The sequence below is a fragment of the Nonomuraea sp. NPDC051191 genome (genome assembly GCF_044455665.1).
In the GTDB taxonomy this organism is placed as follows: domain Bacteria; phylum Actinomycetota; class Actinomycetes; order Streptosporangiales; family Streptosporangiaceae; genus Nonomuraea.
Window position 1 is genome coordinate 787,119 of record NZ_JBITEZ010000002.1, and the last position, 26,074, is coordinate 813,192.

The following is a 26,074-nucleotide window of genomic DNA, read 5'->3' on the forward strand; positions in this document are numbered from 1 at the left end:
AGGCGCGCCTGGCCGGCCTGCTCCTGCCCGCGATCCAGGACGCCGTGCAGACGACCAGCACGATGCCCATGAACGGCAGGTACTCGGCGACTCTTCTCATGTGAGATCACGCTCCGCTCTCGACTTGGCGAGCCGCTGTCGTTGCGGCTCGACGGTGTACCGGGGGTCGCGCGCCGAGGCCGTCCCGGCGTGGAAGACGCCGAACCGGGTGCACACCGACCCGGCCAGCAGGGCAGCCCCGGCGGCCATCGCCGCGACCCTGCTGCGGCGGCCGAGGCCCTGCCCGAGCAGCGCGCCCGCGACCGACAGCGCCTGACCCGCCTTGAGCAGCCGGCTGCGCCGCAGCGGCTCGGCGGTCAGGCCCATCCGGCGTTCCATGCGGACGGCCGCCGCGCACTCCAGAGCCGCGCCCAGCAGCGCCACCCGCCGGGCCGGGGCCGCCTGCGCGAGCGGCGCGGCCAGCATGCCGAGCCCGCCCGCCGACGCCGCGGCCGAGCCCGCGAACAGGAACGGCATCTCCCTGAACCCGTCGTGCCAGGCCGGGACCGCCGTGTCGCAGATCAGCGCGGCGGTGTAGGTCGCCAGCGCCGGCCCGGCCAGCCCCGCGCCCACCGTGGCCGCCCGGCCCAGCCGGGGGAACCGCCCGGTCAGCTCGGTGGCCGCGGCGAGCCCGGCCTGCGGCCCGTACGCGCTCAGGATCCAGGTGCCGACGCTCATCGGCGAGGTCACCTTGAACACCCGCAACATGTTGAGGAAGCGCGACGGCTTGCCCAGGTCGTGGATCAGCGCGTACAGCGAGCCGCCGACCGCGCCCACGGCGGCGACCTTGGCGGCGCGGGCCAGCGCCGGACGTCCGGTCAGCTCGGCGGCGGCCGCCAGCGTGGAGGAGGCCCCGGCCAGGCCGCCGAGGAACAGGTAGCCGGCGATGTCGTGGTCGCTCCAGGGTGTGCCGTTCAGGACCGGCAGGCCGTAGTAGGACTCGGCCTCCGGCTCGGGCGGACGCAGGGAACGCCCGCCGCGGCCCGCCGAGCCGGGCGTGGCCTCGCGCTCGGTGCGCAGGCCGGGCGCGTCGTCCAGGCGCACGTCGGTCTGGTTGCTCATCTGCCCCTCCTCCAGGCCGCCACGGCCATCCCGGCCAGCAGCACCAGCGCCGCCGCGCCGGCGTGCCGCCACATCGACGGCAGATCCGCGGTGGTCACCACCGGGTCCGGCGGCAGGCCGTACACCTGCGGCTCGTCCAGCAGCAGGAAGAAGGCGCCGGTGCCGCCAACGCCGTCGGCGGGGTCGTGGCCGTACAGGCGGGCCGAGGACGCGCCCGCCGCGCGCACCTGCTCCAGGCGGCGGTCGGCGCGTTCACGCAGCTCGTCCAGCTCGCCGAACTGGATGGAGTCCGTCGGGCACGTCTTGGCGCAGGCCGGCTCCTGGCCGACCTCCAGCCGGTCGTAGCACATCGTGCACTTGGCGGCCGTGCCGCTCGTCTCGCGCCGGCCGATCACCCCGAACGGGCAGGCGGGCACGCAGTAGCCGCAGCCGTTGCAGACGTCCTCCTGGACGACGACCGTGCCGTACTCGGTGCGGAACAGCGACCCGGTCGGGCAGACGTCGAGGCAGGCCGCGTGCGTGCAGTGCTTGCACACGTCGGAGGCCATCAGCCAGCGGAAGTCCATGTCACGGGCGCCGGTCTCCTGGTGGCCGAGTGGCTTGCGCTGCTCGACGAACGCGACGTGCCGCCAGGTGTCGGCGCCGAGCCCGACGGAGTTGTCGTAGGACATGCCGGTGAAGAGCAGGCCGTCCTCGGGCACCGCGTTCCACTCCTTGCAGGCCACCTCGCACGCCTTGCACCCGATGCAGATGCTGGTGTCGGTGAAGAAGCCCATGCGCTTCGGCGGGTCGTCGTATCCGGCGTCGAGCGGCGCCCGGTCGAGGTCGAAGGCCACGGCTCACACCTCCGTTCCGGTGTCCTCGGTCACGCCCGCCCGCCGCCGGTAGGCCAGCACCAGCTCCGGCAGGGCCGGGCCGCGTGGCCTGCGTCCCGGGCGGATGTCGGCCGACAGGGCCTTGACCTCCTGGATGTGGGAGTTGGGGTCGAGCGTGATCGAGACCAGCTCGTTGGCCGCGTCGCCCCTGGCCAGACCGTTGGGACCGAAGTGGAACGGCAGCCCGATCTGGTGGATGACCTTGCCGTTCAGGTGCAGCGGCGCGATCCGGTCGGTGACCAGCACGCGCGCCTCGATGGCGCCGCGCGCGGTGATGACCGTGGCCCACTCGCCGTGCACGAGCCCGCGCTCGGCGGCCAGCTCGGGCGAGACCTCGCAGAACATCTCCGGCTGCAGCTCGGCCAGGTACGGCGTGTGCCGGCTCATGCCGCCCGCCGTGAAGTGCTCGGTCAGCCGGTACGTGGTCACCACGTACGGGTAGACCGACGCGCCCGGCTCCTCCCCGCTCGGCTGGTAACGGTTGTCCTCGTGCCGGTAGAGCTTGCGGGCCGGGTTGCGCTGCCGCCCGTAGAGCGGGTTGGCGACCGGAGAGTCCTGGGGCTCGAAGTGGCTGGGCAGCGGGCCGTCCACCACGCCCGAGGGGGCGAACAGCCAGCCCTTGCCGTCGGCCTGCATGATGAACGGGTCGATGCCCGACAAGGCCGCCGGGCCCTGCGCCCCCGGCTCGGGCCGGTAGGACGGCGGTTTGCCCTCCTCGAAGTCCGGCACGTCGAGCCCGGTCCAGCGGCCGGCCTCCTCGTCCCACCAGACGAGCTTCTTGCGCTCGCTCCACGGACGGCCGTCGGGCGCGGCCGAGGCCCGGTTGTAGAGCACCCGCCGGTTGGCCGGCCACGCCCACGCCCACCCGGCGGCGACCCAGTCCTGTTCGGCGGCCGGTTGACGCAGGGCGGCCCGGTTGACGCCGCCGGCGTACACGCCGCAGTAGATCCAGCAGCCGCACACCGTCGAGCCGTCGTCCTTCAGCTGGGTGTAGGCGTCGAGCGGGCGGCCCTCGGCGTCCCAGCCGTTGATCTCGGCGAGCACCGCCTCGGCGACCGGCTCGGCCGTCTCGCCCTCGACCGGGTAGTCCCAGGTCAGGTCGAGCAGGGGACGGTCCATCGGGTCGGCGGAACCGGCCAGTTTGCGCCGGATGATGCGCCCGAGGTGGTACATGAACCACAGGTCGCTGCGCGCGTCGCCGTCCGGCTCGACGGCCCGGTGGTGCCACTGCAGCCAGCGGTTGGTGTTGGTGAAGCTGCCGCTCTTCTCGGTGTGGGCCGCGGCGGGGAAGAAGAACACCTCGGTGCCGATCTCGGAGGTGACCAGCTCGCCGGTCTCGATCTCCGGGCCGTCCTTCCACCAGGTGGCGCTCTCGATCAGGTTGAGGTCGCGCACCACCAGCCAGTCGAGCCGCGCCATGCCGAGGCGCTGCATCCGGGAGTTGGCCGAGCCCACGGCCGGGTTCTCGCCGAGCAGCAGGTAGCCCTTGCAGGTGCCGTCGAGCTGCGCCAGCACGGTGTCGTACGTGCTGTGCGAGCCCGTCAGGCGCGGCAGGTAGTCGAAGCGGAAGTCGTTCTCGCGCGTCGCGGCCGGCCCCCACCACGCCTTGAGCAGGCTCACCAGGTAGGCGGGCATGTTCGCCCAGAAGCCGCGGCAGGAGGCGTCGGCGCGCAGGAAGTCGCGCATCTTCTCGTGCTCGTGGGCGTGCGGCATCGGGATGTAGCCGGGCAGCAGGTTGAACAGCGTCGGGATGTCGCTGGAGCCCTGGATGCTGGCGTGCCCGCGCAGCGCCTGGATGCCGCCGCCGGGGCGGCCGATGTTGCCGAGCAGGAGTTGCAGGATGCTGGCCGTGCGGATGAACTGCGCGCCGTCGCTGTGCTGCGTCCAGCCCACGGCGTAGACGAACTCGGCGGTCCGCTCCGGCCCGGAGTTCTCCGTCAGGTGCCGGCAGACCTGGGCGAACAGCTCCGGCGGCACCCCGCACACCCGCTGCACCATCTCCGGCGTGTAGCGGGCGAAGTGGCGGCGCAGGACCTGCAGCACGCAGCGCGGGTGCCGCATCGTCTCGTCCCGCCGCGGCTCGCCGCTGAGCGGGACGCCGGTGCCTCCCTGCACCTCGGGGCGGCCGGCCGGCATGCTGCCCGCCGGGCGGTCGTAGTCCTCGTCCCGCTCGCCGGAGGCCGCGACGGTGTGCATGCCCTCGTACTGCCAGGTGTCGTCCTCGTAGCAGCGGTTCTCCGCGTCGAAGCCGGAGAACAGGCCGTCGAGGTCCTCGGCGTCGCGATAGTCCTCCCGCAGGATGGTCGACGCGTTGGTGTAGTGCAGGACGTAGTCGCGGAAGAACAGCTCGTTCTCCAGCACGTGGTTGACGATCGCGCCGAGGAAGGCCACGTCCGAGCCCGCCCTGATCGGCACGTGCAGATCGGCCAGCGCACTGGTCCGGGTGAAGCGCGGATCCACGTGGATGACCACCGCGCCGCGCGCCTTGGCCTCCATCACCCACTGGAACCCGACCGGATGCGCCTCGGCGAAGTTCGACCCCTGGATCAGCACGCAGTCGGAGTGCTGGAGATCCTGCAGGAACGTCGTGGCCCCGCCGCGCCCGAACGACGTGCCCAGCCCCACCACGGTCGAGCTGTGGCACACCCGCGCCTGGTTCTCGATCTGCACCACGCCGAGCGCGGTGAGCAGCTTCTTGATGAGGTAGTTCTCCTCGTTGTCCAGCGTCGCGCCGCCCAGGCTGGCGATGCCCATCGTGCGGGCCACCCGGCGGCCCTTGTTCTCCCACTCCCAGGTCGCCCGGCGGGTGGCGATGATCCGGTCGGCCACCATGTCCATGGCGGTCTCCAGGTCGATCTCCCGCCAGTCGGCGGCGCCCGGCGGACGGTGGAGCACCTTGTTCAGCCGGCCCGAGCCGGTGGTGAGCTGGAGGCTGGAGGCGCCCTTCGGGCACAGCCGGCCCCTGCTGATGGGCGAGTCGGGATCGCCCTCGATGTGCACGACCTTCTCGTCGCTGACGTAGACGTTCTGGGCGCAGCCCACCGCGCAGTACGGGCACACCGACTTGACCACGCGGTCGGCGGCGGCCGTCCGGGCCGGGTGCTCGCCCGTGCGCGGCGACTTCACCGCCGCCGCCCGGCCGAGCCTGTCCTTGCCGGTGAGCTGCCGCAGCAGCGGCCAGGAGAACCCCATGCCGCTCACGTCCCCGCCTGGCGCATGCGCCGGTCGCTCCAGGCCCGCTCGCGCATCCAGGCGTGCACGTCGCCACGTTCGACCGGCCCGACCTCGCGCGGGTTGACCAACTGCTGGGTACGGCCGGTCAGCAGGCCCGGCCGTCCCCGGCGGCGCGCCACGGCGTCGCTCCCGTCGGCCGGCACGCCCGTCGCGATCAGGTACGCCCGTCCCGCGGGCACCCCCAGCAACCTGGCGATCTCGGCGTAGTCCAGCCCCTGCGACAGCAGCCGCAGCACCCGCTCCTTGCTCGGCATCGCGTTCCCCCCGGCGCCCGTGCCCCTGGACTTCGTCCTCCCCCTCGCCGCCAGGAGGAAACCGAAGTGCCAGGTCAAAGGCGTACTTGCGGGGACGGGCCGGGTCAGGTCAGGCGGGCGGCGGCCTCGTCCCAGGCGCTCGCGTCGCCGGAGGGCTCGTACCGGCGCAGCTCCTGCGTGGAGGCCACCAGGGCGCGCATCCCGGCCAGGTCGGAGACCAGCCCGGCCGCCCGCGCCTGCACCAGGACGTTGCCGAGCGCGGTCGCCTCGGCGGGCCCGGCCACGACCGGCAGGCCGCAGGCGTCGGCCGTGAACCGGCACAGCAGCTCGTTGCGCGACCCGCCGCCCACCAGATGCACCACCTCGACGTCGCGGCCCGACAGCTCCATCGCCTGCCGGATCGCGTGCCGGTGCCCCAGCGCCAGGCTCTCCAGCACGCAGCGCACGAAGCCCGCGGGCGTGGAGGGCGGCCGCTGCCCGGTGCGGCGGCACTCGGCGGCGATCCGCGCGGGCATGTCGCCCGGCGGCAGGAACGCGGGCAGGTCCGGGTCGACCACGGCGGCGAAGGGACGCTCCCGGGCCGCCGCCGCCAGCAGGTCCTCCAGCGAGGAGCCGGGCCAGGCCCGCAGGCACTCCTGCAGCAGCCACAGCCCCATGACGTTGCGCAGGTAGCGGACGGTGCCGTCGATCCCGGCCTCGTTGGTGAAGTTGGCCGCCCGGCCCGCCTCGGTGAGCACGGGGCCGGTCAGCTCCACCCCGGCCAGCGACCAGGTGCCGCACGAGATGTAGGCGAAGGCGGGCCCGCCGGCCGGCACGGCGGCCACCGCCGAGGCGGTGTCGTGCGAGGCCACCGCCCGCACCGGCGCGGAGAAGCCGATCTCGGCCGCGACGTCGCGGCGCAGCCCGCCGACCGGCTCGCCGGGCTGCCGCAGCCGCGGGAAGATGCCCCCGGGCAGGCCCAGCCGGTCGATCAGCGGCGCCGCCCAGGACCGGGTGCGCACGTCGAGCAGGCCCGTGGTCGAGGCGTTGGTCACCTCGGCGCCCAGCTCGCCGGTCAGCCAGTAGCCGATCAGATCGGGCACCAGCAGCATCGTCGCGGCCTGGTCCAGGCGGTCGTCGGCCAGGAGCTGGTAGACGGTGTTGAACGGGAGCACCTGGAGCCCGGACACCGCGTACAGCGCCTCGGCGCCGACCGTCTCGGCCACCTGCCCGGCCACCCCCCGCGTACGGTCGTCGCGGTAGTGGACCGGGTTGCCGAGCAGCGCGCCGGACTCGTCGAGCAGGCCGTAGTCGACGGCCCACGAGTCGACCCCGACCGAGCCGACCGGGCCGGCCGCCCGCAGGCCGGTGAGGATCTCGCGGTAGAGGCCCAGGACGTCCCAGTGGAGGCGGCCGGCCAGGCGGACCGGGCCGTTGGGGAAGCGGTGGACCTCGGACGTGGCGAGCCCGTCCGACAGGTCGGCGACCATCACCCGGCCGCTGGAGGCGCCCAGGTCCACGGCGGCGAATCGGCTCATTGGGTGGACTCCCTCTCGACCAGTTCGGGCTGGAACATGATGTGCTGGTGGGCGTGCTCGTCCGGGTTGTCGCACTCGTCCAGCAGCAGTTCGGTGGCGATGCGGCCGAGCTGGTACGTCGGCTGCCGCATCGAGCTGAGCGACACGGCGGAGGCGGCGGCGAAGTCGATGTCGTCGTAGCCCATCAGGGCCACGTCGTCGGGCACCCGCACCCCGGCGCGCAGCAGGGCCCGCAGCACGCCCAGCGCGAGCAGGTCGTTGGCGCAGAACACGGCCTCGGGCAGGCCGTCCGCCATCAGGTCGGCCGCGGCCTTCTCGCCCGCGCGGGCGGTCATCGCGGCCGCCTCGACCACCCGCAGCGAGCCCGGGTCCAGCCCGGCCGCCGCCAGCGCCTCCGCCGCGCCCCGCCGCCGCTCGGCGCACTGGCGGATGGTCAGCGGCCCGGTCACGTACGCCACGCTGTGACCGCTCGCGTGCCCGCCTCTGGCCAGCAGGTGCGCCACCGCGGCCCGGCCGCCCGCCACGTCGTCCACCGCGACCGCGCACTGGTCGGGGCGGTGGGCCGGATGGTCGACGAGCACCACGCTGATGCCGCGCTCGCGCAGCCGGTCCAGCCGGGCCGGGTCCTCGCCCGAAGGCGTGATCAGCACGCCGCGCACCCGCTGCTCGGCCAGCACGCCCAGGTTGCGCTCCTCCTTGCCGGGCGAGCCCGCCGAGTTGCCGAGGATCACCGCGTAGCCCAGCTCGCTGGCGACGTCCTCGACCCCGGCGGCGACCTCGGTGAAGAACGGGTTGCCGATGTCGATGACGCTCAGGCCGATCGTCCTGCTGTGGCCGGCGCGCAGGGTCGAGGCCGAGCCGTGCCGGACGAACCCCAGCTCCCGGATCGCGGCCTCCACCCGTTCGCGGGTCGCCGTGGCGACCTTCGCCGGTCTGTTCAGCACGTTGGAGACCGTGCCGGGGGAGACGCCGGCGTGGGCGGCGACGTCCTTGATGCTGACCATGGCCATGGCGCCCTATTAAAACGTACCAACGTGATGTTGGCCAGTGCCACCCACGTGGCAGGGGAGGACGCATTGACAGCGGTCCGCGAGAGATCATAGTTTTCCGGCGACGCATTAAAACGTTTTGAAGAGGGGTGACCGTGCGACGCGCCTGCTTCCTGCTCAAGGTCCGTCCCGAGCGGCTGGCGGAGTACCGCGAACGCCACCGGGCCGTCTGGCCGGACATGCTCGACGCGCTGCGCCGCGCCGGCTGGCACAACTACTCGCTCTTCCTGCGGGACGACGGCCTGCTCGTGGGCTACCTGGAGACCGCCGACTTCGAGGCCGCGAAGGAGGCGATGGCCGCCACCGAGGTCAACGCCCGCTGGCAGGCCGAGATGGCGCCCTTCTTCGAAGACCTCGACGGCCGGCCCGACGAGGGCATGCGGCCGCTGGACGAAGTGTTCCACCTGGACTGATCGGGAAGTCATGACCACTGACATCAAGGCCGCCCTGCGCGCGCTGCACATCGAGACCCCGTCGTGGGCGTACGGCAACAGCGGCACCCGGTTCAAGGTGTTCGCGCAGCGGGGCGTGCCGCGCGACCCGTACGAGAAACTGGCCGACGCCGCCCAGGTGCACGCCCACACCGGCGTCGCCCCCACCGTCGCCCTGCACATCCCCTGGGACAAGGTGGCCGACTACGGCCACCTGGCCGCCCACGCCCGCGAGCTGGGCGTCGGCATCGGGGCGATCAACTCCAACGTCTTCCAGGACGACGCCTACATGCTCGGCAGCGTCACCAACCCCGACCCCGCGGTCCGCCGCAAGGCGCTGGCGCACCTGCTGGAGTGCGTCGACATCATGGACGCCACCGGCTCGGCCACGCTCAAGCTGTGGTTCTCCGACGGCACCAACTACCCCGGCCAGGACGACATCCGCGCCCGCCAGGACCGCCTGGCCGAGGCCCTGGCCGCGGTGTACGCCCGGCTCGGCGGGGACCAGCGCTTCCTGCTGGAGTACAAGCTGTTCGAGCCCGCCTTCTACACCACCGACGTGCCCGACTGGGGCACCGCCTACGCCCACTGCCTGAGGCTCGGCCCCAAGGCGCAGGTCGTCGTGGACACCGGTCACCACGCGCCGGGCGTCAACATCGAGTTCATCGTGGCGTTCCTGCTGCGCGAGGGGAAGCTCGGCGGCTTCGACTTCAACTCCCGCTTCTACGCCGACGACGACCTCATGGTGGGCGCGGCCGACCCGTTCCAGCTCTTCCGCATCATGTACGAGGTCGCGCGCGGCGGCGGCCTGGAGGCGGGCGTGGCGTTCATGCTCGACCAGTGCCACAACATCGAGCCCAAGATCCCCGGCCAGATCCGCTCGGTCATGAACGTCCAGGAGGCCACCGCCAAGGCGCTGCTGGTCGACCGGGACGCGCTGGCCGCCGCCCAGGCCGGGGGAGACGTGCTGGGCGCGAACGCCGTGCTCATGGACGCCTACAACACCGACGTGCGGCCGCTGCTCGCCGAGCTGCGTCAGGAGACGGGCCTCGCGCCCGACCCGATGGCCGCGTACGCCAAGTCCGGATACTTCGAGAAAATCGCCGCCGAGCGGATCGGCGGCACGCAGGCCGGCTGGGGGGCCTGACCACCATGCACGTCATCAACGAACTGCTGGGCCGCTCGCACCGACTGGGCGCCGACCCGCGCAACACCAACTTCGCCGGCGGCAACACCTCCGCCAAGGGCCACGCCCCCGACCCGGTGACCGGCCAGGACGTCGAGCTGCTCTACGTCAAGGGCTCGGGCGGCGACCTGGGCACGCTCAAGGAGGACGGCCTGGCCGTCCTGCGCCTGGACCGCCTGCGCGCGCTCGCCGGCGTCTACCCCGGCGTCGAGCGCGAGGACGAGATGGTCGCCGCCTTCGACTACTGCCTGCACGGCCGGGGCGGCGCCGCCCCCTCGATCGACACCGCCATGCACGGCCTGGTCGAGGCCGCCCACGTCGACCACCTGCACCCCGACGCCGGGATCGCCCTGGCCACCGCCCGCGACGGCGAGGAGCTGACCCGGCGCGTCTTCGGCGACCGCGTGGTGTGGGTGCCCTGGCGGCGGCCCGGCTTCCAGCTCGGCCTGGACATCGCCGCCGTCAAGGAGGCCAACCCGCAGGCCGTCGGGTGCGTGCTCGGCGGCCACGGCATCACCGCCTGGGGCGCCACCTCGCAGGAGTGCGAGGCCCGCTCGCTGGAGATCATCCGCACCGCCGAGGAGTACCTGGCCGCCAACGGCCGCCCCGATCCGTTCGGGCCCGTGCTGCACGAGCCGCTGCCGGAGGCCGAACGGCACGCGCGGGCCGCCGCGCTGTTCCCGGTCGTGCGGGGGCTGGCCTCCTCCGACCTGCGGCAGGTCGGCCACTACACCGACACCCCGGAGGTGCTGGACTTCCTCTCCCGCGCCGAACATCCGCGCCTGGCCGCGCTCGGCACGTCCTGCCCCGACCACTTCCTGCGCACCAAGGTCGCCCCGCTGGTCCTGGACCTGCCGCCGGACGCGCCCCTGGAGCGGGCCGTCGAGCGGCTGCGCGAGCTGCACGCCGCCTACCGCGCCGACTACACCGCCTACTACGAGCGCCACGCCGGCCCGGACTCGCCGCCGATGCGCGGCGCGGACCCGGCGATCGTGCTGGTGCCCGGCGTCGGCATGTTCTCCTTCGGCAAGGACAAGCAGACCGCCCGCGTGGCCGGCGAGTTCTACGTCAACGCGATCAACGTCATGCGCGGCGCCGAGTCCGTCTCCGCCTACGCGCCCATCCCGGAGTCGGAGAAGTTCCGGATCGAGTACTGGGAGCTGGAGGAGGCCAAGCTGCGCCGGATGCCGAAGCCGAAGCCGCTGGCCGGGCGGGTGGCGCTGATCACCGGCGCGGGCTCGGGCATCGGCGCGGCGACCGCGCGGCGGCTGGCGGCCGAAGGGGCGTGCGTGGTGCTCGCCGACCGCGACCTGGGCGCCGCGGAGAAGGTCGCCGCCGAGATCGGCGCCGGGGCGTACCGGGCGTCCGACGCGGCCGTGGCCGTGGGGGTGGACGTCACGTCCGAGGAGCAGGTCGTGGCCGCCGTACGGGCCGCCGTGCTCGCCTTCGGCGGCGTGGACCTGGTGGTCAACAACGCCGGCCTGTCGTTGTCGCGCTCCCTGCTGGAGACCAGCCTGGACGACTGGGACCTCCAGCACGACGTGATGGCGCGCGGCTCGTTCCTGGTCTCCCGCGAATGCGCCCGGGTGCTGATCGGCCAGGGGATGGGCGGGGACATCGTCTACATCTCCTCCAAGAACGCCGTCTTCGCCGGGCCGAACAACGTCGCCTACGGCGCGGCCAAGGCCGACCAGGCCCACCAGGTCCGCCTGCTGGCCGCCGAGCTGGGCGAGCACGGCGTCCGCGTCAACGGCGTGAACCCCGACGGCGTCGTGCGCGGCTCGGGCATCTTCGCCTCCGGCTGGGGCGCCAACCGCGCGGCGGTGTACGGCGTGGAGGAGGAGCGCCTGGGCGAGTTCTACGCTCGGCGCACCCTGCTCAAGCGCGAGGTCCTGCCCGAGCACGTGGCCGCGGCGGTCTTCGCGCTCGCCGGGTCCGAGCTGACCCACACCACGGGCCTGCACGTCCCGGTGGACGCGGGCGTCGCCGCCGCCTTCCTGAGGTGACCCGTGGCGGGCCGTCCCATGGCGGCCCGCCCTCCGCCCCTGACCGAAATATCCAAAATGCGATCGGCGTGGATTCCGCGCCGCATCTGTGCGACACATGGAGACGGGTCCTCCGCAGACCCGCGGAGGACCCGCGGCACCCCCGACCCTCCAGGGAGGCGAAGCCCGTGTCAGCACCGGTGTCCCGTCGTTCGTTCCTCCGCGGCGGCGCGGCCGGCGGTCTCGGCGTGGTTCTCGCGGGCAGCGTGGAGGCCATCGCCGGCCCCGGCGCGGCCCGCGCCGCCACCCGGGCCGAGGCCGGGTACGGCCCCCTCGTCCCCGACCCGGCCGGCCTGCTGGCCCTGCCCGCCGGGTTCTCCTACACGCTCGTCGCCGAGACCGGCCGCACCCTGCTGGACAGCGGCGAGCCCACCCCGAGCGACCCCGACGGCATGGCCTGCTTCACCGGCCGCCGGGGCACCGTCCTGATCTGCAACCACGAGATCGGCGGGAGCGAGCCGTACCGGGTGCCCGCCCTGCCCGGCCTCACCTACGACCCCGGCGCGGGCGGCGGCACCACCACCGTCGAGGTGAGCCGCCGCGGCGCGCGCGTCGGGGAGTACGTCAGCCTGGCCGGCACCCACAACAACTGCGCCGGCGGACGCACCCCCTGGAACACCTGGCTGACCTGCGAGGAGACCGAGCAGCGGGCCGGCGGCGCCTTCCAGCGCGACCACGGCTACGTCTTCGAGGTGGACGCCTTCGACCAGCGCTCCAACCAGGACCCGGTGCCCCTGAAGTTCCTGGGCCGCTACTCCCACGAGGCCGTCGCCGTCGATCCCCGCACGTCCGCGATCTACCTGACCGAGGACGCCACCGCCCCCCACGGCCTCTACTTCCGCTGGACCCCGCCGCCGGGCTTCCACGGGGGCAGGGGCGCGCTGCGGGCCCTGGCCACCTCCTCCGGCGGCGACACGGCGGGCCGCCTCCAGGCGATGAGCTGCTACGACGGCTCCCGGCAGGTCGCCGACCTGTCGGAGGCCACCGCGCCGGGCACCCGGTACCGGGTGCGCTGGGTGGACGTCCCCGACCGCGACGCCCGTACGGTCTCGGTGCGCTCCCAGTTCGCCGACGGCCAGGTGACCCGCTCGCGCAAGCTGGAGGGCGCCTACTGGGGCGACGGCGGCGCCTACTTCGTGGCCAGCTACGCCCGCGCCGCCGACGGCAGCCTCAAGGAGCACGACGGCCAGGTGTGGTTCCACGACCCCCGGTCCGGCACGGTCACCCTGCGGACCGTCTTCGGCCTCAACCCCGACCCCGCCCAGGACACCTCCTTCGACGGCCCCGACAACATCACCGTCTCCCCGTACGGCGGCGTGATCCTGGCCGAGGACGGCGAGGGCGTCAGCCATCTCGTCGGCGTCACCAGGAAGGGCGCGGCCTACCCGCTGGCCCGCAACGAGCTGAACGAGAGCGAGTTCACCGGCCCCACCTTCGACGCCACCGGCTCCACCCTGTACGCCTGCATCCAGTCGCCGGGCCACGTCTTCGCCATCACGGGACCATGGCGGCGTCCTCAGGAGTAGGCGGCGACCATCCCCACGACCGTCACCAGCGCGCCGGTGGCGGTGATCACCCAGCCCGCCGCCGCGGCGGACCGCCTGGCCCGCCGTCCCGCCCCGGACCAGTAGAGGAGCACGTAGGGCAGGAACCCGATCCCGCCCAGCCCCACCCCGGGCAGGGCCGCCGCGGCCAGCACGCCCCTGGTCCCGGCCGGCGCCGCCCGGTCGCCCTCGGGCGTGAGCTGGGCCCGCGTCACGTCGCCGGCCGAGGAGTCGGGGGAGGCGTCCACCGGGACGGCCGGGCCGCCGGAGTCGGGCGTGAAGCGTCCCTTGCAGTCGTAGCGGCCCTGGCCCAGGTCGGCGCAGGAGAGCACGGTCAGCGTCCCCGGCGTGCCGGTCCGGCCGGTCGCCAGCCGGAAGTCGGAGATCGAGAGCACCGCCGGCAGCACGCAGATCCCCACCCAGAGCAGCACGAGGACGGCGCGCCCGAACGGCCCGGGACCGCGCCCGCGCGAAGGGGTGACGAAGGTGAGATCGGGCAGGAAGTCGCTCATGCCCGGCAGCATCCCGCCCGCCACTTGGGGTTGGCCTGGAAAGGACTGGGACATGCCCCTGTCACCGGCGCGGGCCGTCTCAGCTTGCATAATCATCCTCTTGAGTGCATCATCTTCACAAGCAAGGTCATGAGATAGGGTGCATAACTATGCAGGAGGGCCGGATGAGAGCAGCGATCGCGGGAGCGAGCGGCTATGCCGGAGGTGAGCTGCTCCGCCTCCTGCTCGGCCATCCCGAGTTCGAGATCGGCGCGCTCACCGCGGCCTCCAGCGCGGGCGACCTGCTCGGCGCCCACCAGCCGCACCTGCCGCAGCTCGCCGACCGCGTCCTGGAGGAGACCACGCCCGGCGTGCTCGCCGGGCACGACGTGGTCTTCCTCGCGTTGCCGCACGGCCACTCGGCCGCCGTCGCCGCCCAGCTCGGCGAGGACACGATCGTGGTCGACTGCGGCGCCGACCACCGGCTCGCCGACCCCGCGGCCTGGCGGGAGTTCTACGGCGGCGACCACGCCGGCACCTGGCCCTACGGCCTGCCTGAGCTGCCCGGCGGGCGCGAGGCGCTGAAGAAGGCCCGGCGCATCGCCGTCCCCGGCTGCTACCCGACCTCGGTCCTGCTGGCCCTGTGGCCGGCCTTCGCCGCGGGCCTGGCCGGTCCCGACGTGGTCGTGGTCGCCGCCAGCGGCACCAGCGGCGCGGGCAAGGCGCCCAGGTCCCATCTGCTCGGCAGCGAGGTCATGGGCTCGGTCAGCGCGTACGGCGTGGGCGGCGTCCACCGCCACACGCCCGAGATGGAGCAGGGGCTGTCCGCCGTCGCCGGCGCACCCGTACGCGTCTCCTTCACCCCCACCCTGGCCCCCATGAGCCGCGGCATCCTGGCCACCTGCACCGCCCCCGCCGCCCCCGGCCTCACCCGCGAGTCGCTGCGCACCGCCTACGAGGTCGCGCTGAAGGCCGAGCCGTTCGTCCGGCTCCTGCCCGAGGGCGTCTGGCCGGCCACCTCCATGACGTACGGCGCCAACACCGCCGCCCTTCAGGTGACGCTCGACGAGCGCGCCGGCCGCGTGGTCGCCGTCATCGCCATCGACAACCTCACCAAGGGCACGGCCGGAGGCGCGATCCAGAGCGTGAACCTCGCCCTCGGCCTGCCGGAAGAGCTCGGCCTTCCCCTGACAGGAGTTGCTCCATGAGTGTCACCGCCCCCTTGGGCTTCCGGGCCGCGGGCGTCGCCGCGGGCATCAAGTCCGGCGACGCCCGTGACCTGGCCCTCGTCGTCAACGACGGCCCCAGCCGCGCCGCCGCCGGCGTCTTCACCGCCAACCGCGTCAAGGCCGCCCCCGTGCTGTGGTCGCAGCAGGTCCTGGCGGGCGGGCGGCTGCGCGCGGTGGTGCTCAACTCCGGCGGCGCCAACGCCTGCACCGGCCCCGAGGGCTTCCAGGACACCCACGCCACCGCCGAGAAGGTCGCCGAGGCCCTCGGCGACAGCGCGGGCGAGATCGCGGTCTGCTCCACCGGCCTGATCGGCGAGCGGCTGCCGATGGAGGCCCTGCTGACCGGCGTCCAGACCGCCGCGGGCCAGCTGTCCCGCGACGGCGGCCTGGCCGCGGCCGACGCCATCCGCACCACCGACACCGTCTCCAAGATCTCCTTCAAGCGGGCCGACGGCTACATGGTCGGCGGCATGGCCAAGGGCGCCGGCATGCTCGCCCCCGCCCTGGCGACCATGCTCTGCGTGATCACCACCGACGCCGACCTGACCAGCGAGGAGCTCGACGCCGTCCTGCGCGCCGCCACGGCCACCACCTTCGACCGGCTCGACTCCGACGGCTGCATGTCCACCAACGACACCGTGCTGCTGCTGGCCAGCGGCGCCGCCGGGGTCAGGCCCGACCTGACCGAGTTCGGGCAGAAGGTGCAGGAGGTCTGCGCCGACCTGGCCAGGCAGCTCCTCGTGGACGCCGAGGGCGCCTCCAAGGCGATCGCCGTCGAGGTCGTCGGCGCCGCCTCCGAGGACGACGCCGTCGAGGTGGGCCGCACCGTCGCCCGTTCCAACCTGCTCAAGTGCGCCATCCACGGCGAGGACCCCAACTGGGGCCGCGTCCTGGCCGCCGTCGGCACCACGAAGGCCGCCTTCGAGCCCGACCGCGTCAACGTCGCCATCAACGGCATCTGGATCTGCCGCGACGGCTCCGTCGGCGACGACCGCACCAAGGTCGACATGCGCCCCCGAGACGTGACGATCACCATCGACCTGTCGGCCGGCCGCCACAGCGCCACGATCCACACCACGGACCTGACCGCCGAGTACGTCCACGAGAACTCGGCGTACTCCTCGTGAGGGCCGTCACCGCGGCGACCAAGGCCGAGGCGCTGATCGAGGCCCTGCCCTGGCTGACCCGCTTCGCCGGCGCGACCGTCGTCATCAAGTACGGCGGCAACGCCATGACCGACGAGTCCCTCAAGGAGGGCTTCGCCGAGGACGTCGTGTTCCTGCACCACGCCGGCCTGCGCCCGGTCGTCGTCCACGGCGGCGGGCCGCAGATCAGCAGCGCCCTCGACAGGCACGGCATCGAGTCCACCTTCACCGCGGGCCTGCGCGTCACCACGCCCGAGGCCATGCAGGTCGTCAGGATGGTCCTGGTCGGCCAGGTGGGCCGCGACATCGTCGGCCTGGTCAACCGGCACGGCCCGTTCGCGATCGGCATGTCCGGCGAGGACGCCTGCCTGTTCACCGCCGAGCGCAAGCCCGTCATCGTCGACGGCGAGCCCGTGGACATCGGCCAGGTCGGCGAGATCGTCAAGGTCGACCCGGGCGCCGTGCGCGCGCTGATCGACGACGGCCGCATCCCGGTCGTCTCCAGCGTCGCCGTCGGCGCCGACGGAGAAATCTACAATGTAAATGCGGACACCGCGGCCGCCGCGCTGGCCGTGGCGCTGGGCGCGCAGAAGCTGATCGTCCTCACCGACGTCGAGGGCCTGTACGCCAACTGGCCCGACGACACCGACGTGATCGACGAGCTCGACGCCGACGAGCTGGAGAAGCTGCTGCCCAACCTGTCCAGCGGCATGGTGCCCAAGATGGAGGCGTGCCTGACCGCCGTGCGAGGGGGAGTGCCCCAGGCGCACGTCCTCGACGGCCGCGTGCCCCACTCGATGCTGCTGGAAATCTTCACCAACGAAGGAATCGGAACCATGGTGATGCCCTCATGAGCCTCCACGAGCGGTTCGAGCAGGCGTTCATGCCCAACTACGGCGTCCCCCCGATCGCCCTGGCGCGCGGCGAGGGCACCCGCGTCTGGGACGTCGACGGCAAGGAGTACCTCGACTTCATCGGCGGCATCGCGGTCAGCTCGCTCGGCCACGCCCACCCCGCCCTGGTCGAGGCGGTCTCCAAGCAGGTCGCCACGCTCGCCCACACCAGCAACCTGTTCCTGCACGAGCCCGAGGTGCTGCTCGCCGAGCGGCTGCTCGACCTGCTCAACGCCCCCGCGCGGATCTTCTTCGCCAACTCCGGCACCGAGGCCAACGAGGCCGCCTACAAGCTCGCCGTCAAGTACGGCAAGCGTGAGGGCCGCTCCTACTTCGTCGCCGCCGAGAACGGCTTCCACGGCCGGACGATCGGCGCCCTGTCGCTGACCGGCAAGAAGGCCATCCGCGACCAGTTCGGCCCGTTCCCCGTCGACGTGCGCTTCGTCCCGTACGGCGACGCCGACGCGCTCAAGGAGGCCGTGACCGGCGACTGCATCGCGGTGTTCCTGGAGCCGACGCAGGGCGAGGCCGGCGTGGTCCCGCCGCCCGAGGGCTACTTCGAGGCCGCCCGCGAGATCTGCGACGCCACCGGCGCGCTGCTGGTCGCCGACGAGATCCAGTCGGCGATCGGCCGTACCGGCCACTGGTTCGCCCACCAGGCCGACGGCGTCACGCCCGACATCCTGACCCTGGCCAAGGGGCTGGGCGGCGGCCTGCCGATCGGCGCGTGCGTCGGGTTCGGCGAGGCCGGCCGGCTGTTCGACAAGGGCGACCACGGCTCGACGTTCGGCGGCAACCCGGTCTCGTGCGCGGCGGCGCTGGCCGTCCTGGACAACCTCGACCTCGACCACGTCAAGTCGGTGGCCGCCGGGCTGCGCGGCGGCCTGGAGGCGGTCCGCCACCCGCTGCTGAAGGGCGTGCGCGGCCGCGGCCTGTGGCTGGCCGCCGTCCTGACGGAGGAGCGTTCGGCGCGGGTGCAGCAGGCCGCCGCCGAGGCGGGCTTCCTGGTCAACGCCCTCCAGCCGGACGCCGTACGCCTCGCGCCGCCGCTGGTGGTCACCCACGAGGAGGTGAACGCCTTCGTCGAGGCGTTCCCCGCGATCCTCAAGGAGGCCGCGGCGTGACCAGGCACCGCGCGGACTCGGCGCAAGTCAGACACTTCCTGCGGGACGACGACCTGACGCCCGAGGAGCAGACGGAGGTCCTCGACCTGGCCGCCGCGATGAAGAAGGACCGGCTCGGCTACCGGCCGTTCGAGGGCCCCAAGACCGTCGCCGTCCTGTTCGACAAGCCCTCGGCCCGCACCCGCGTCTCCTTCCACACCGGCATCGGCGAGCTCGGCGGCCTGCCGCTCGTCGTCGACAACGTCGCGGTGCTGATGGGCAGGGGCGAGCCCACCGCCGACATCGCCCGCGTGCTCGACCGCCAGGTGGCCGCCATCGTGTGGCGCACCACCGGGCAGCGGCTCGTCGAGGAGATGGCCGCCGCCTCCGCGGTGCCCGTCGTCAACGCGCTCACCGACGACTTCCACCCCTGCCAGATCCTCGCCGACCTGCAGACCGTCCGCGAGCGGCTGGGCGGCACGGCCGGGCTGACGCTGACCTACGTCGGCGACGGCGCCAACAACATGGCCCACTCCTACCTGCTCGGCGGCGCCACGGCCGGCATGCACGTACGGATCGCCGCCCCGGCCGGTTACCAGCCCGACGCCGAGATCCTCGGCCAGGCCGCCGCCGTCGCGGCCAGGACCGGCGGATCGGTGGCCACGACGACCGACCCGGCGGCCGCCGCCGAGGGGGCGCACGTGATCGCCACCGACACGTGGGTGTCGATGGGGCAGAGCGGCGCCGACGAGCGGGCGGCCGCGTTCCTGCCGTACCAGGTCAACGCGGAGCTGCTGGCGCACGCCGCGCCCGAGGCGATCGTCCTGCACTGCCTGCCCGCCTACCGCGGCAAGGAGATCACCGCCGACGTCCTCGACGGCCCGGCCAGCGTCGTGTGGGACCAGGCGGAGAACCGGCTGCACGCCCAGAAGGCGCTGCTCCACTGGCTGGTGACCCGCGGATGACCATCCCGATGACCAAGGCCGCGCGGCAGGCGAAGATCACCGACCTGCTGCAGCGCAAGGCCGTGCGCTCCCAGCCCGAGCTGGCCAAGCTGCTGGCCGAGAGCGGGGTCGAGGTCACCCAGGCCACCCTCTCCCGCGACCTGGACGAGCTCGGCGCGCTCAAGCTGCGCGCCGACGACGGCTCCCTGGTGTACGCGCTGCCCGGCGAGGGCGGTGACCGCATCCCGCTCACCAGGACCGGCGGCGGCGAGACCCCGGCGGCGCGGCTGCACCGCATCGCCGAGGAACTGCTCGTGGCCGCCGAGGCCTCGGCCAACCTGGTCATGCTCAGAACCCCGCCGGGCGCCGCCCAGTTCCTCGCCTCCGCCATCGACCACGCCGACTGGGAGTCCATCCTCGGCACGGTCGCGGGCGACGACACGATCCTGGTCATCAGCCGCGATCCGATGGGCGGCCAGGCCGTCGCGGAGGCGCTGCTGCGCGTGGCGGACCGGCGTGGTTGACCCGATCGCCGGGATCGCGGTCGCCCCTGACGCAAAGAAGGGCTGAGTTGCACTATGGTCGCGTGGGAAATGGAGGAGATGACGGTGAGTGATGGCAAGCCGATGCGGCTGTGGGGCGGACGCTTCGAGAGCGGCCCGTCCGACGCGCTGGCCCGGCTGTCGGTGAGCGTGCACTTCGACTGGCGGCTGGTGCCGTACGACCTGGCGGCGTCCAGGGCGCACGCCCGCGTGCTGCACAGGGCGGGGCTGCTGAGCGACGACGAGCTGGAGCGCATGATCGGCGCGCTCGACGACCTGGAGGCCGCCTGCAAGGCGGGCGAGTTCCGCCCGACCGTGGCCGACGAGGACGTGCACACCGCCCTGGAGCGCGGCCTGCTGGAGCGGCTCGGCTCGCTCGGCGGCAAGCTGCGCGCGGGCCGCAGCCGCAACGACCAGATCGCCACCGACCTGCGCCTCTACCTCCGCGACCACGTGCGCAGCATCGTCTCCCGCCTGGTCGAGCTGGAGACCGCGCTCATGGCCCAGGCCGAGGAGCACGCCGAGACCGCCGCGCCGGGCATGACGCACCTGCAACACGCCCAGCCGGTCTCCTTCGGCCACCAGCTCCTGGCCCACGTCCACGCCTTCACCCGCGACATCGACCGCCTCACCGACTGGGACAAGCGCGCCGCGGTCTCCCCGCTCGGCTCCGGCGCCCTGGCGGGCTCCTCGCTGCCGCTCGACCCGCAGGCCGTGGCCGAGGAGCTGGGCTTCTCCGCCGCCGCGCCCAACTCGATGGACGCCGTCGCCGACCGCGACTTCGCCGCCGAGTTCCTGTTCGACGCGGCGATGATCGGCGTGCACCTGTCGCGGCTGGGCGAGGAGATCGTCCTGTGGGCCTCGCAGGAGTTCCGCTGGATCGAGATGGACGACGCCTACTCCACCGGCTCGTCGATCATGCCCCAGAAGAAGAACCCCGACGTCGCCGAGCTGGCCCGCGGCAAGTCCGGCCGCCTGATCGGCAACCTGATGTCGATGCTGACCACGCTCAAGGGCCTGCCGCTGACCTACAACCGCGACCTGCAGGAGGACAAGGAGCCGGTGTTCGACTCGGTCGACACGCTGCTGCTCGTCCTGCCCGCGATGGCCGGCCTGGTCGCGACCATGCGCGTCAACACCGCCCGCATGGAGGCGTCGGCGCCCGACGGGTTCGCCCTGGCCACCGACCTGGCCGAGCTGCTGGTGCGGCGCGGCGTGCCGTTCCGCGACGCGCACGAGGCCGTCGGCCATCTGGTGGTCTGGTGCCAGGTCAACGACAAGGACCTCGGCGACCTGTCCGACGACGAGCTGGCCAAGGTCTCGTCGCACCTGACGCCCGACGTCCGCGACGTGCTCAACGTGCCCGGCGCGCTGGCGGCCCGCAAGGCCCACGGCGGCACCGCCCCCGACCGCGTACGCGACCAGCTCGTCGCCCTGCGCGAGGCGGTCGACGCCCAGGCGGCATGGGCCTCGGGAAACTGAGCGCCGCGCCGCTGCCGCGGAGTTTCTTCGACCGGCCCTCGCACGAGGTCGCGCCCGACCTGCTCGGACGCGTCCTCGTGCACGGGCCGGTCGCCGTCCGCCTCACCGAGGTCGAGGCGTACGGCGGCCCCGGCGAGGACCCGGCGGCCCACACCTACCGCGGCAGGACACCCCGCAACGCCGTCATGTTCGGCCCGCCCGGCCACCTGTACGTGTACTTCACCTACGGCATGCACTTCTGCGCGAACCTCGTCTGCCTGCCCGAGGGCCATGGCTCGGCCGTGCTGGTCCGCGCCGGCGAGATCGTCGCCGGCCTCGACGAGGCCCGCACCCGCCGCACCCCCGCCCCGGCCTCCGCCGCCGGGTCCGCTGCGGCCTTCGACGGGGGACGGTCCGCCCCCGCCTCTGCCGCGGGACGGGCCGCCGCGGCCGGACGCGCCAGGGGCGTGCCTGACCGTGACCTGGCCCGCGGCCCCGCCAGGCTGGCCGTCGCGCTGGGCCTGCTGCGCGAGCACAACGGCCTCGACGCGATCTGGGAAGGCTCACCCGCGGCCCTGCCACCCCTGACCGGGACCCCCGGAAGCCCCGGGCGTTTCGGCCACGGACCGGAGCACGCCACCTGGCTCACCGGCCTGCCCCACGGCTCGGCCGCCGTCCTCGAAGGCCGGCCCGCCGACCCCGGCACGATCAGGTCAGGCCCGCGCACCGGCGTCTCGACCGCCAAGGACACCCCGTGGCGGTTCTGGATCGACGGCGACCCGACCGTGTCGCCGTACCGGGCTCACGTGCCGCGCCGGCGCAGCTCCGCGGCCACCTCCGTGGGGGAGACCCCCAGCTCGTGAGCGCTGAAGACGTGCAGGTGGTCGCCGGTGTCGATCTCCAGCATCTCGCTGCGCAGCCCGAACCGCCGGCGCACGTCCACCTTGACGTCCTTCACCGCCTCCCACGGCACGTGCCGCCGCCCGGCGAACCCGTGCACCACCGTGATCCCGTCGGCGTCGGCGGCCAGCCGCACCGGCACCAGCACGTCGCGCAGCCCCATCCCGCCCACCAGCACGGCCGCCGGCACCGCCAGGATCACCCCGCGCACGTCCCCGTCGACCCACCAGAAGACGGCGAGCCCGGCGCACGCCAGAGCCCCTAAGATCTTGAAAACGGCCAGCTCGCGACGGACCCTCCACATGGACACCGAGCGTATCCAAGTGGCGGTCACCCCGGACGATCGGGCACGCTGTAACCACCTCAACGTCTACTGGAAAGCCAGCACCGTGACCGACATTCTCGATGAGCTCGAATGGCGCGACGTCCTCGCGCAGACCACCGACGTCGAAGCCCTGCGTGAGGCGCTGTCGAAGGGTCCGATCACGGTCTATGCGGGCTTCGACCCGACTGCGCCGTCGCTCCATGTGGGCAACCTGGCCACGCTGCTCATCCTCACCCGCTTCCAGCGGGCGGGCCACAAGCCGATCGGCCTGGTGGGCGGCGCCACCGGCCTGATCGGCGACCCCAGCGGACGCAGCACCGAGCGGGTGCTCAACACCTCCGAGGTCGTGGCCGAGTGGGTGGCGAAGATCCGGGTCCAGGTGGAGAAGTTCCTGTCGTTCGAGCCCGGCCCCAACGCCGCGACGCTGGTCAGCAACCTCGACTGGACCTCCGAGCTGTCGGCCATCGACTTCCTGCGCGACGTCGGCAAGCACTTCCCGGTCAACCGCATGCTGGCCCGCGAGTCGGTCTCGGCCCGGCTGGCGGGCGAGGGCCTGAGCTACACCGAGTTCAGCTACCAGATCCTCCAGGCCAACGACTACCTTGAGCTCCACCGCCGGCACGGCTGCGACCTCCAGGTGGGCGGCAGCGACCAGTGGGGCAACATCACCGCCGGCGTCGACCTGGTCAGGCGCGTCGAGGGAGCGCACGTCCACGCCCTGACCGGCAAGCTGATCACCAAGGCAGACGGCACCAAGTTCGGCAAGACGGCCGGCGGCGCGGTCTGGCTCGACGCCTCGCTCACCTCCCCGTACGCGTTCTACCAGTACTGGCTCAACGCCGACGACCGCGACGTGGTGCGCTTCCTCAAGGTGTTCACGTTCCGCTCCCGCGAGGAGATCGAAGAGCTGGAGAAGGCCGTCGCCGACCGCCCGTTCGCCCGTGAGGCGCAGCGCGCGCTGGCCGAGGACCTCACCACCCTGGTTCACGGGGGCGAGGAACTGGCCGCGGTGGTGGCCGCGTCGAAGGCGCTGTTCGGTCAGGGCTCGCTGGACGAGCTGCCCGCCGCCACCCTGGAGGCCGCCCTGGCGGAGGTGCCCAAGGCCACCGTCACCGAGCTCGGCGCGACCTTCGTCGACCTGCTGGCCGACAGCGGCCTGGTCGAGTCGAAGTCGGCGGCCAGGCGCGCGGTCAAGGAGGGCGGCGCGTACCTGAACAACGTCAAGATCACCGACGAGGCGTACGTGCCCGAGGCGTCCGACCTGCTGGCGGGCCGGTTCATGGTCCTGCGCCGTGGCAAGAAGTCGATCGGCGGCGTCGAGGTCGCCTGACCCCGCAGCGGCGAGGCGGGTCCTTCGGGGCCCGCCATTGTCATTTTGCTGTCGCTTCCGCCGTCACTTCCGCTCGAACAGGGCCACCGTCAGCCCCGGCAGGTCCGCCGAGTGCTTGACGGACACGGCCTCGAACCCCGCCCGCCGCACCTGCGCCACCCGGGGCACGGAGTCGCCCTGCAACCCCGCCTGCTTGGTGCCGCGCCACACCACCCACACCCGTTCGCGCCCCTTCAACGCCGCCGCGACCTCCGGCCTTTCCGGATAGCCGAATCCGTCGGGCTCGGGCGCGTCACCCGTCTTCAGGACGTCGTCGGGCATCGCCGAGTCCGCGTAGTAGTCGAACCCGGCCCGCAGCGGGCTCTGCCCGTACACGATCGCGTCCCCGGGCTCGGCCCTGACCACCCGCAACGCCCACGGGACGTTCTCGAACCGGCCGTTCTCCTCGCGTACCGTCACGTGGTCCGAGACCGCGAGCAGGCCCCCTACCAGCACGACCGCGACCCCCGCCGGAACCGGGAAGCGCGGCACCGCCGCCACGGCCACGCCCGCCAGCAACGCCAGCGCCGGCGCCGTCACGAACAGATACCGGTCCACGTACGCGGGCGTCACCAACTGCGAGACCGCGAGCAGCAATACCGGCGGCAACACCAGCCACCCCACCCCCGCAACAGCCCACCGCACCCCCTCGCCGGGCACCGGATCACGCCTGGCCGATCGCTCCTCGTTCCCCCGCACCGCATCCCGCTGCGACGATCGCCCCTCGATCCCCGCCGCCGAATCCCGCCCCCGCACCTGGTCCCCGGCGCTCCGGCCGGCCTTCGTCCTCCACAGCACCACCGCCCCGGCCAGGGCGACCGCGAACAGCAGCAGCCCGAGCCCGGCCGAACCCGCCGCCATCTTCGGGAACTTGAGCCACACCTCCGGCCCCCGCTGCGGGATCCAGCTGATCGCATGCCGCTCTCCGAACCCGACCAGCCCCAGCACGACCGCCGGCAGCCCGCCGACCCCCAGCGCCGCCGCCATCCGCAACAACATCCCGCGCCGGGCGAGCGCGAGATGCGCGGGCAGCGCCAGCACCGCGAACAGATGCGTGCAGCACACCAACGCCACCGCCACCCCGTACGCCACCCACCGCCGCCCACCCGGACGCTCCACCGCCCGACGCAACGCCCAGAACGAGAACACCACCGCGGCCGCCGCGAACGCGTAAGACCTGGCGAACGCCCCGTAATAGGAAACGGACGGCAGGAGCGCGAACAGCGCCGCCCCGATCACCCCCGCCCGCACACTGTGCAGCCGCCTCCCGAGATCGGCCAGAAACCAGGCCGCCACGCCGATCGCCACCGCCGACGGGAACCGCAGCCACAGCTCAGCCGTGCCCGCCTTCACCCAGAAGTGCATGAACAGGTAGTACGGCAGGAAGTGCCCGTCGATGTTCTGGGCCAACTCCCACAACCCCGGCAGTGACCGGGAAGCCGCGCTGATGGTCGCCAGCTCGTCACCGTTCAAGGTGGCCGCCCCCGTCCCCGAGAACGCCACCGCCCCCGCGACCAAGGCCATCCACCAAGGGGCGGAGGAGCGGGGGCGGGTCGCGAGTGGGACTGCGGGAACAATTGTGGCGGCAGTGGTCACCGGGGCAGAATACGCGCCCCCCGAGCCCCGCCCGCCCTCTTAACTGACCCCCATCCGGTATGCCGGAACGGGCCCCTCCACCCGACCATCGTCTCCGGTCCCCGATCACCCCCGCACCTCCACCGGCCCGACACCCGAAGAGTCGACGGTCTGTATCAACGCCCCGGCCTGTGCACTCTCACGAGAACGCCGCAGCGCCTGGCACCAAGCCCTCCACACGCCCCCTTGGTCGCCGAGCCAGGCGGAATCCGCCCCTCCGGCCATGCCGACCACCGCCGACCGCTCAACTGACTCCCGCAAACCCGTCCAGCGATCCGACATGGCTCGTTCGACGTCCGTCACCAGCGCCGTCGCTCCTTGATCCGGCCTCCCTTCCGCCATGTCCCCGTCCGGCGATTTGACGTGTCGCGGATCGCGACCTAATCTTTCACTTCGTCCCCGGAGCGAGCCGGACGCCGACAAGGCGGACGGGCCCCGGGACAAGCCCCTTGAGATGACAAGCCACCTCGGTCGAGGCGCTTCAACGCGCTTTGGCATGGGTTGTCCTCGGGCGCCCGAAGCACGCCGAATAATCGGTTGATTCGACAGGTGCCGGATGACACGGTAAGTTACGAGGGTTGCCTCGGCAGCGAGGCGTCCAATCATAGCTAGGTTCGGCCCGGTTTGTTCAAGTCTCCGGATTTGACACTGAATCGGCGGACTTGCTAAGATTGAGACGCAACGAAAGAACGCAAGACGAAATGAACGCCTCTGAACGAGGATCCGGGAACGGGTTCTGGTGAGGAAGTACGCGTCCGTTTCTTGAGAACTCAACAGTGTGTTAAAAGCCAGTGCATGAAA

At 72.9% G+C, this 26,074-nt stretch carries 22 protein-coding genes; 13 read left to right on the top strand and 9 right to left on the bottom strand.

The features are described 5' to 3' along the window. Positions 1 to 96 precede the first annotated feature (96 nt). The 6 genes from nrfD to ACIA8R_RS08340 all read right to left on the bottom strand — a co-directional run bounded on the left by nrfD (position 97) and on the right by ACIA8R_RS08340 (position 7,991). Positions 97 to 1,101, bottom strand: coding sequence for an NrfD/PsrC family molybdoenzyme membrane anchor subunit (gene nrfD, locus ACIA8R_RS08315; protein WP_357703376.1), 1,005 nt, complete (start codon positions 1,099 to 1,101; stop codon positions 97 to 99). Then, the gene (locus tag ACIA8R_RS08320) at positions 1,098 to 1,877 is read right to left on the bottom strand and encodes a 4Fe-4S dicluster domain-containing protein (protein ID WP_357703428.1); all 780 of its coding nucleotides are present in this window, start codon (positions 1,875 to 1,877) and stop codon (positions 1,098 to 1,100) included. The genes nrfD and ACIA8R_RS08320 overlap by 4 nt, the downstream gene beginning before the upstream one ends. Positions 1,878 to 1,940: 63 nt before the next feature. Then, positions 1,941 to 5,168 (bottom strand): formate dehydrogenase, encoded by a 3,228-nt coding sequence (gene fdh, locus ACIA8R_RS08325; protein ID WP_397037351.1) that lies wholly within the window; start codon positions 5,166 to 5,168, stop codon positions 1,941 to 1,943. A 5-nt stretch (positions 5,169 to 5,173) separates the two neighbouring features. Continuing rightward, positions 5,174 to 5,464, bottom strand: a complete 291-nt coding sequence (locus ACIA8R_RS08330; RefSeq protein WP_357703378.1) for a hypothetical protein — start codon at positions 5,462 to 5,464, stop codon at positions 5,174 to 5,176. A gap of 104 nt (positions 5,465 to 5,568) precedes the next feature. Continuing rightward, positions 5,569 to 6,981, bottom strand: coding sequence for a rhamnulokinase family protein (locus ACIA8R_RS08335; protein WP_397037291.1), 1,413 nt, complete (start codon positions 6,979 to 6,981; stop codon positions 5,569 to 5,571). Then, entirely contained in the window at positions 6,978 to 7,991 is a 1,014-nt protein-coding gene (locus ACIA8R_RS08340) for a substrate-binding domain-containing protein (RefSeq protein WP_357703382.1), read from the bottom strand. The genes ACIA8R_RS08335 and ACIA8R_RS08340 overlap by 4 nt, the downstream gene beginning before the upstream one ends. Positions 7,992 to 8,125: 134 nt before the next feature. On the opposite strand from ACIA8R_RS08340, the gene ACIA8R_RS08345 reads away from it, so the two are divergent. The 4 genes from ACIA8R_RS08345 (at position 8,126) to ACIA8R_RS08360 (ending at position 13,218) form a co-directional block, all read left to right on the top strand. After that, the gene (locus ACIA8R_RS08345; RefSeq protein ID WP_357703384.1) at positions 8,126 to 8,443 is read left to right on the top strand and encodes an L-rhamnose mutarotase; all 318 of its coding nucleotides are present in this window, start codon (positions 8,126 to 8,128) and stop codon (positions 8,441 to 8,443) included. A 10-nt stretch (positions 8,444 to 8,453) separates the two neighbouring features. Beyond that, complete coding sequence (gene rhaI, locus ACIA8R_RS08350; protein ID WP_397037293.1) at positions 8,454 to 9,608, top strand: L-rhamnose isomerase; 1,155 nt, start codon at positions 8,454 to 8,456, stop codon at positions 9,606 to 9,608. Positions 9,609 to 9,613: 5 nt separating this feature from the next. Then, positions 9,614 to 11,653 (top strand): bifunctional aldolase/short-chain dehydrogenase, encoded by a 2,040-nt coding sequence (locus ACIA8R_RS08355; RefSeq protein WP_397037295.1) that lies wholly within the window; start codon positions 9,614 to 9,616, stop codon positions 11,651 to 11,653. 167 nt (positions 11,654 to 11,820) lie between these two features. After that, positions 11,821 to 13,218, top strand: a complete 1,398-nt coding sequence (locus ACIA8R_RS08360) for an alkaline phosphatase PhoX (protein ID WP_397037297.1) — start codon at positions 11,821 to 11,823, stop codon at positions 13,216 to 13,218. On the opposite strand, the gene ACIA8R_RS08365 is transcribed toward ACIA8R_RS08360, so the two are convergent. Continuing rightward, entirely contained in the window at positions 13,209 to 13,748 is a 540-nt protein-coding gene (locus ACIA8R_RS08365; protein ID WP_397037299.1) for a hypothetical protein, read from the bottom strand. The two genes, ACIA8R_RS08360 and ACIA8R_RS08365, sit on opposite strands and share 10 nt — an antisense overlap. 164 nt (positions 13,749 to 13,912) lie before the next feature. Between ACIA8R_RS08365 and argC the strand changes: the two genes are divergently transcribed. The 8 genes from argC (at position 13,913) to ACIA8R_RS08405 (ending at position 21,907) form a co-directional block, all read left to right on the top strand. After that, the gene (argC, locus tag ACIA8R_RS08370; RefSeq protein WP_397037301.1) at positions 13,913 to 14,935 is read left to right on the top strand and encodes an N-acetyl-gamma-glutamyl-phosphate reductase; all 1,023 of its coding nucleotides are present in this window, start codon (positions 13,913 to 13,915) and stop codon (positions 14,933 to 14,935) included. Next, on the top strand, positions 14,932 to 16,083 hold the full coding sequence (gene argJ, locus ACIA8R_RS08375) for a bifunctional glutamate N-acetyltransferase/amino-acid acetyltransferase ArgJ (protein ID WP_364097301.1): 1,152 nt from the start codon (positions 14,932 to 14,934) through the stop codon (positions 16,081 to 16,083). Before argC ends, argJ begins: the two co-directional genes overlap by 4 nt. Then, the gene (argB, locus tag ACIA8R_RS08380; RefSeq protein WP_364097298.1) at positions 16,080 to 16,955 is read left to right on the top strand and encodes an acetylglutamate kinase; all 876 of its coding nucleotides are present in this window, start codon (positions 16,080 to 16,082) and stop codon (positions 16,953 to 16,955) included. Before argJ ends, argB begins: the two co-directional genes overlap by 4 nt. Beyond that, entirely contained in the window at positions 16,952 to 18,118 is a 1,167-nt protein-coding gene (locus tag ACIA8R_RS08385) for an acetylornithine transaminase (RefSeq protein ID WP_364097295.1), read from the top strand. The genes argB and ACIA8R_RS08385 overlap by 4 nt, the downstream gene beginning before the upstream one ends. After that, positions 18,115 to 19,062 carry an ornithine carbamoyltransferase gene (gene argF, locus ACIA8R_RS08390; RefSeq protein ID WP_397037303.1) on the top strand — a complete coding sequence of 316 codons (948 nt, stop codon included), beginning with the start codon at positions 18,115 to 18,117 and terminating at the stop codon, positions 19,060 to 19,062. The genes ACIA8R_RS08385 and argF overlap by 4 nt, the downstream gene beginning before the upstream one ends. Continuing rightward, a complete protein-coding gene (locus tag ACIA8R_RS08395; RefSeq protein WP_357703405.1) occupies positions 19,059 to 19,565 on the top strand; it encodes an arginine repressor in 507 nt (168 codons plus the stop codon). The genes argF and ACIA8R_RS08395 overlap by 4 nt, the downstream gene beginning before the upstream one ends. A gap of 78 nt (positions 19,566 to 19,643) precedes the next feature. Next, on the top strand, positions 19,644 to 21,065 hold the full coding sequence (gene argH / locus ACIA8R_RS08400; RefSeq protein WP_364097289.1) for an argininosuccinate lyase: 1,422 nt from the start codon (positions 19,644 to 19,646) through the stop codon (positions 21,063 to 21,065). Beyond that, on the top strand, positions 21,047 to 21,907 hold the full coding sequence (locus ACIA8R_RS08405; protein ID WP_397037306.1) for a DNA-3-methyladenine glycosylase: 861 nt from the start codon (positions 21,047 to 21,049) through the stop codon (positions 21,905 to 21,907). Before argH ends, ACIA8R_RS08405 begins: the two co-directional genes overlap by 19 nt. Here the strand turns inward: ACIA8R_RS08405 and ACIA8R_RS08410 are convergent. Then, positions 21,847 to 22,248, bottom strand: a complete 402-nt coding sequence (locus ACIA8R_RS08410; RefSeq protein WP_357703411.1) for a PH domain-containing protein — start codon at positions 22,246 to 22,248, stop codon at positions 21,847 to 21,849. The two genes, ACIA8R_RS08405 and ACIA8R_RS08410, sit on opposite strands and share 61 nt — an antisense overlap. Positions 22,249 to 22,333: 85 nt before the next feature. On the opposite strand from ACIA8R_RS08410, the gene tyrS reads away from it, so the two are divergent. Next, positions 22,334 to 23,599: a tyrosine--tRNA ligase gene (tyrS, locus tag ACIA8R_RS08415; protein ID WP_357703413.1), complete on the top strand. Its 1,266-nt coding sequence runs from the start codon at positions 22,334 to 22,336 to the stop codon at positions 23,597 to 23,599. Positions 23,600 to 23,662: 63 nt separating this feature from the next. Here the strand turns inward: tyrS and ACIA8R_RS08420 are convergent, their stop codons facing one another. Next, complete coding sequence (locus tag ACIA8R_RS08420; protein ID WP_397037308.1) at positions 23,663 to 25,162, bottom strand: glycosyltransferase family 39 protein; 1,500 nt, start codon at positions 25,160 to 25,162, stop codon at positions 23,663 to 23,665. Positions 25,163 to 26,074 lie beyond the last annotated feature (912 nt).

What these genes read in the sequence shown, in the direction of transcription:
- ACIA8R_RS08355 (WP_397037295.1), top strand. Translation starts at nt 9,614, where the DNA reads ATGCACGTCATCAACGAACTGCTGGGCCGCTCGCACCGACTGGGCGCC.
- argH (WP_364097289.1), top strand. Translation starts at nt 19,644, where the DNA reads ATGACGGTGAGTGATGGCAAGCCGATGCGGCTGTGGGGCGGACGCTTC.
- ACIA8R_RS08340 (WP_357703382.1), bottom strand. Translation starts at nt 7,991, where the DNA reads ATGGCCATGGTCAGCATCAAGGACGTCGCCGCCCACGCCGGCGTCTCC.
- fdh (WP_397037351.1), bottom strand. Translation starts at nt 5,168, where the DNA reads ATGGGGTTCTCCTGGCCGCTGCTGCGGCAGCTCACCGGCAAGGACAGG.
- ACIA8R_RS08320 (WP_357703428.1), bottom strand. Translation starts at nt 1,877, where the DNA reads ATGGGCTTCTTCACCGACACCAGCATCTGCATCGGGTGCAAGGCGTGC.
- ACIA8R_RS08330 (WP_357703378.1), bottom strand. Translation starts at nt 5,464, where the DNA reads ATGCCGAGCAAGGAGCGGGTGCTGCGGCTGCTGTCGCAGGGGCTGGAC.
- ACIA8R_RS08410 (WP_357703411.1), bottom strand. Translation starts at nt 22,248, where the DNA reads ATGTGGAGGGTCCGTCGCGAGCTGGCCGTTTTCAAGATCTTAGGGGCT.
- rhaI (WP_397037293.1), top strand. Translation starts at nt 8,454, where the DNA reads ATGACCACTGACATCAAGGCCGCCCTGCGCGCGCTGCACATCGAGACC.
- argC (WP_397037301.1), top strand. Translation starts at nt 13,913, where the DNA reads ATGAGAGCAGCGATCGCGGGAGCGAGCGGCTATGCCGGAGGTGAGCTG.
- ACIA8R_RS08385 (WP_364097295.1), top strand. Translation starts at nt 16,952, where the DNA reads ATGAGCCTCCACGAGCGGTTCGAGCAGGCGTTCATGCCCAACTACGGC.
- ACIA8R_RS08365 (WP_397037299.1), bottom strand. Translation starts at nt 13,748, where the DNA reads ATGAGCGACTTCCTGCCCGATCTCACCTTCGTCACCCCTTCGCGCGGG.
- ACIA8R_RS08420 (WP_397037308.1), bottom strand. Translation starts at nt 25,162, where the DNA reads ATGGCCTTGGTCGCGGGGGCGGTGGCGTTCTCGGGGACGGGGGCGGCC.
- ACIA8R_RS08405 (WP_397037306.1), top strand. Translation starts at nt 21,047, where the DNA reads ATGGGCCTCGGGAAACTGAGCGCCGCGCCGCTGCCGCGGAGTTTCTTC.
- ACIA8R_RS08335 (WP_397037291.1), bottom strand. Translation starts at nt 6,981, where the DNA reads ATGAGCCGATTCGCCGCCGTGGACCTGGGCGCCTCCAGCGGCCGGGTG.
- nrfD (WP_357703376.1), bottom strand. Translation starts at nt 1,101, where the DNA reads ATGAGCAACCAGACCGACGTGCGCCTGGACGACGCGCCCGGCCTGCGC.
- argJ (WP_364097301.1), top strand. Translation starts at nt 14,932, where the DNA reads ATGAGTGTCACCGCCCCCTTGGGCTTCCGGGCCGCGGGCGTCGCCGCG.
- ACIA8R_RS08395 (WP_357703405.1), top strand. Translation starts at nt 19,059, where the DNA reads ATGACCATCCCGATGACCAAGGCCGCGCGGCAGGCGAAGATCACCGAC.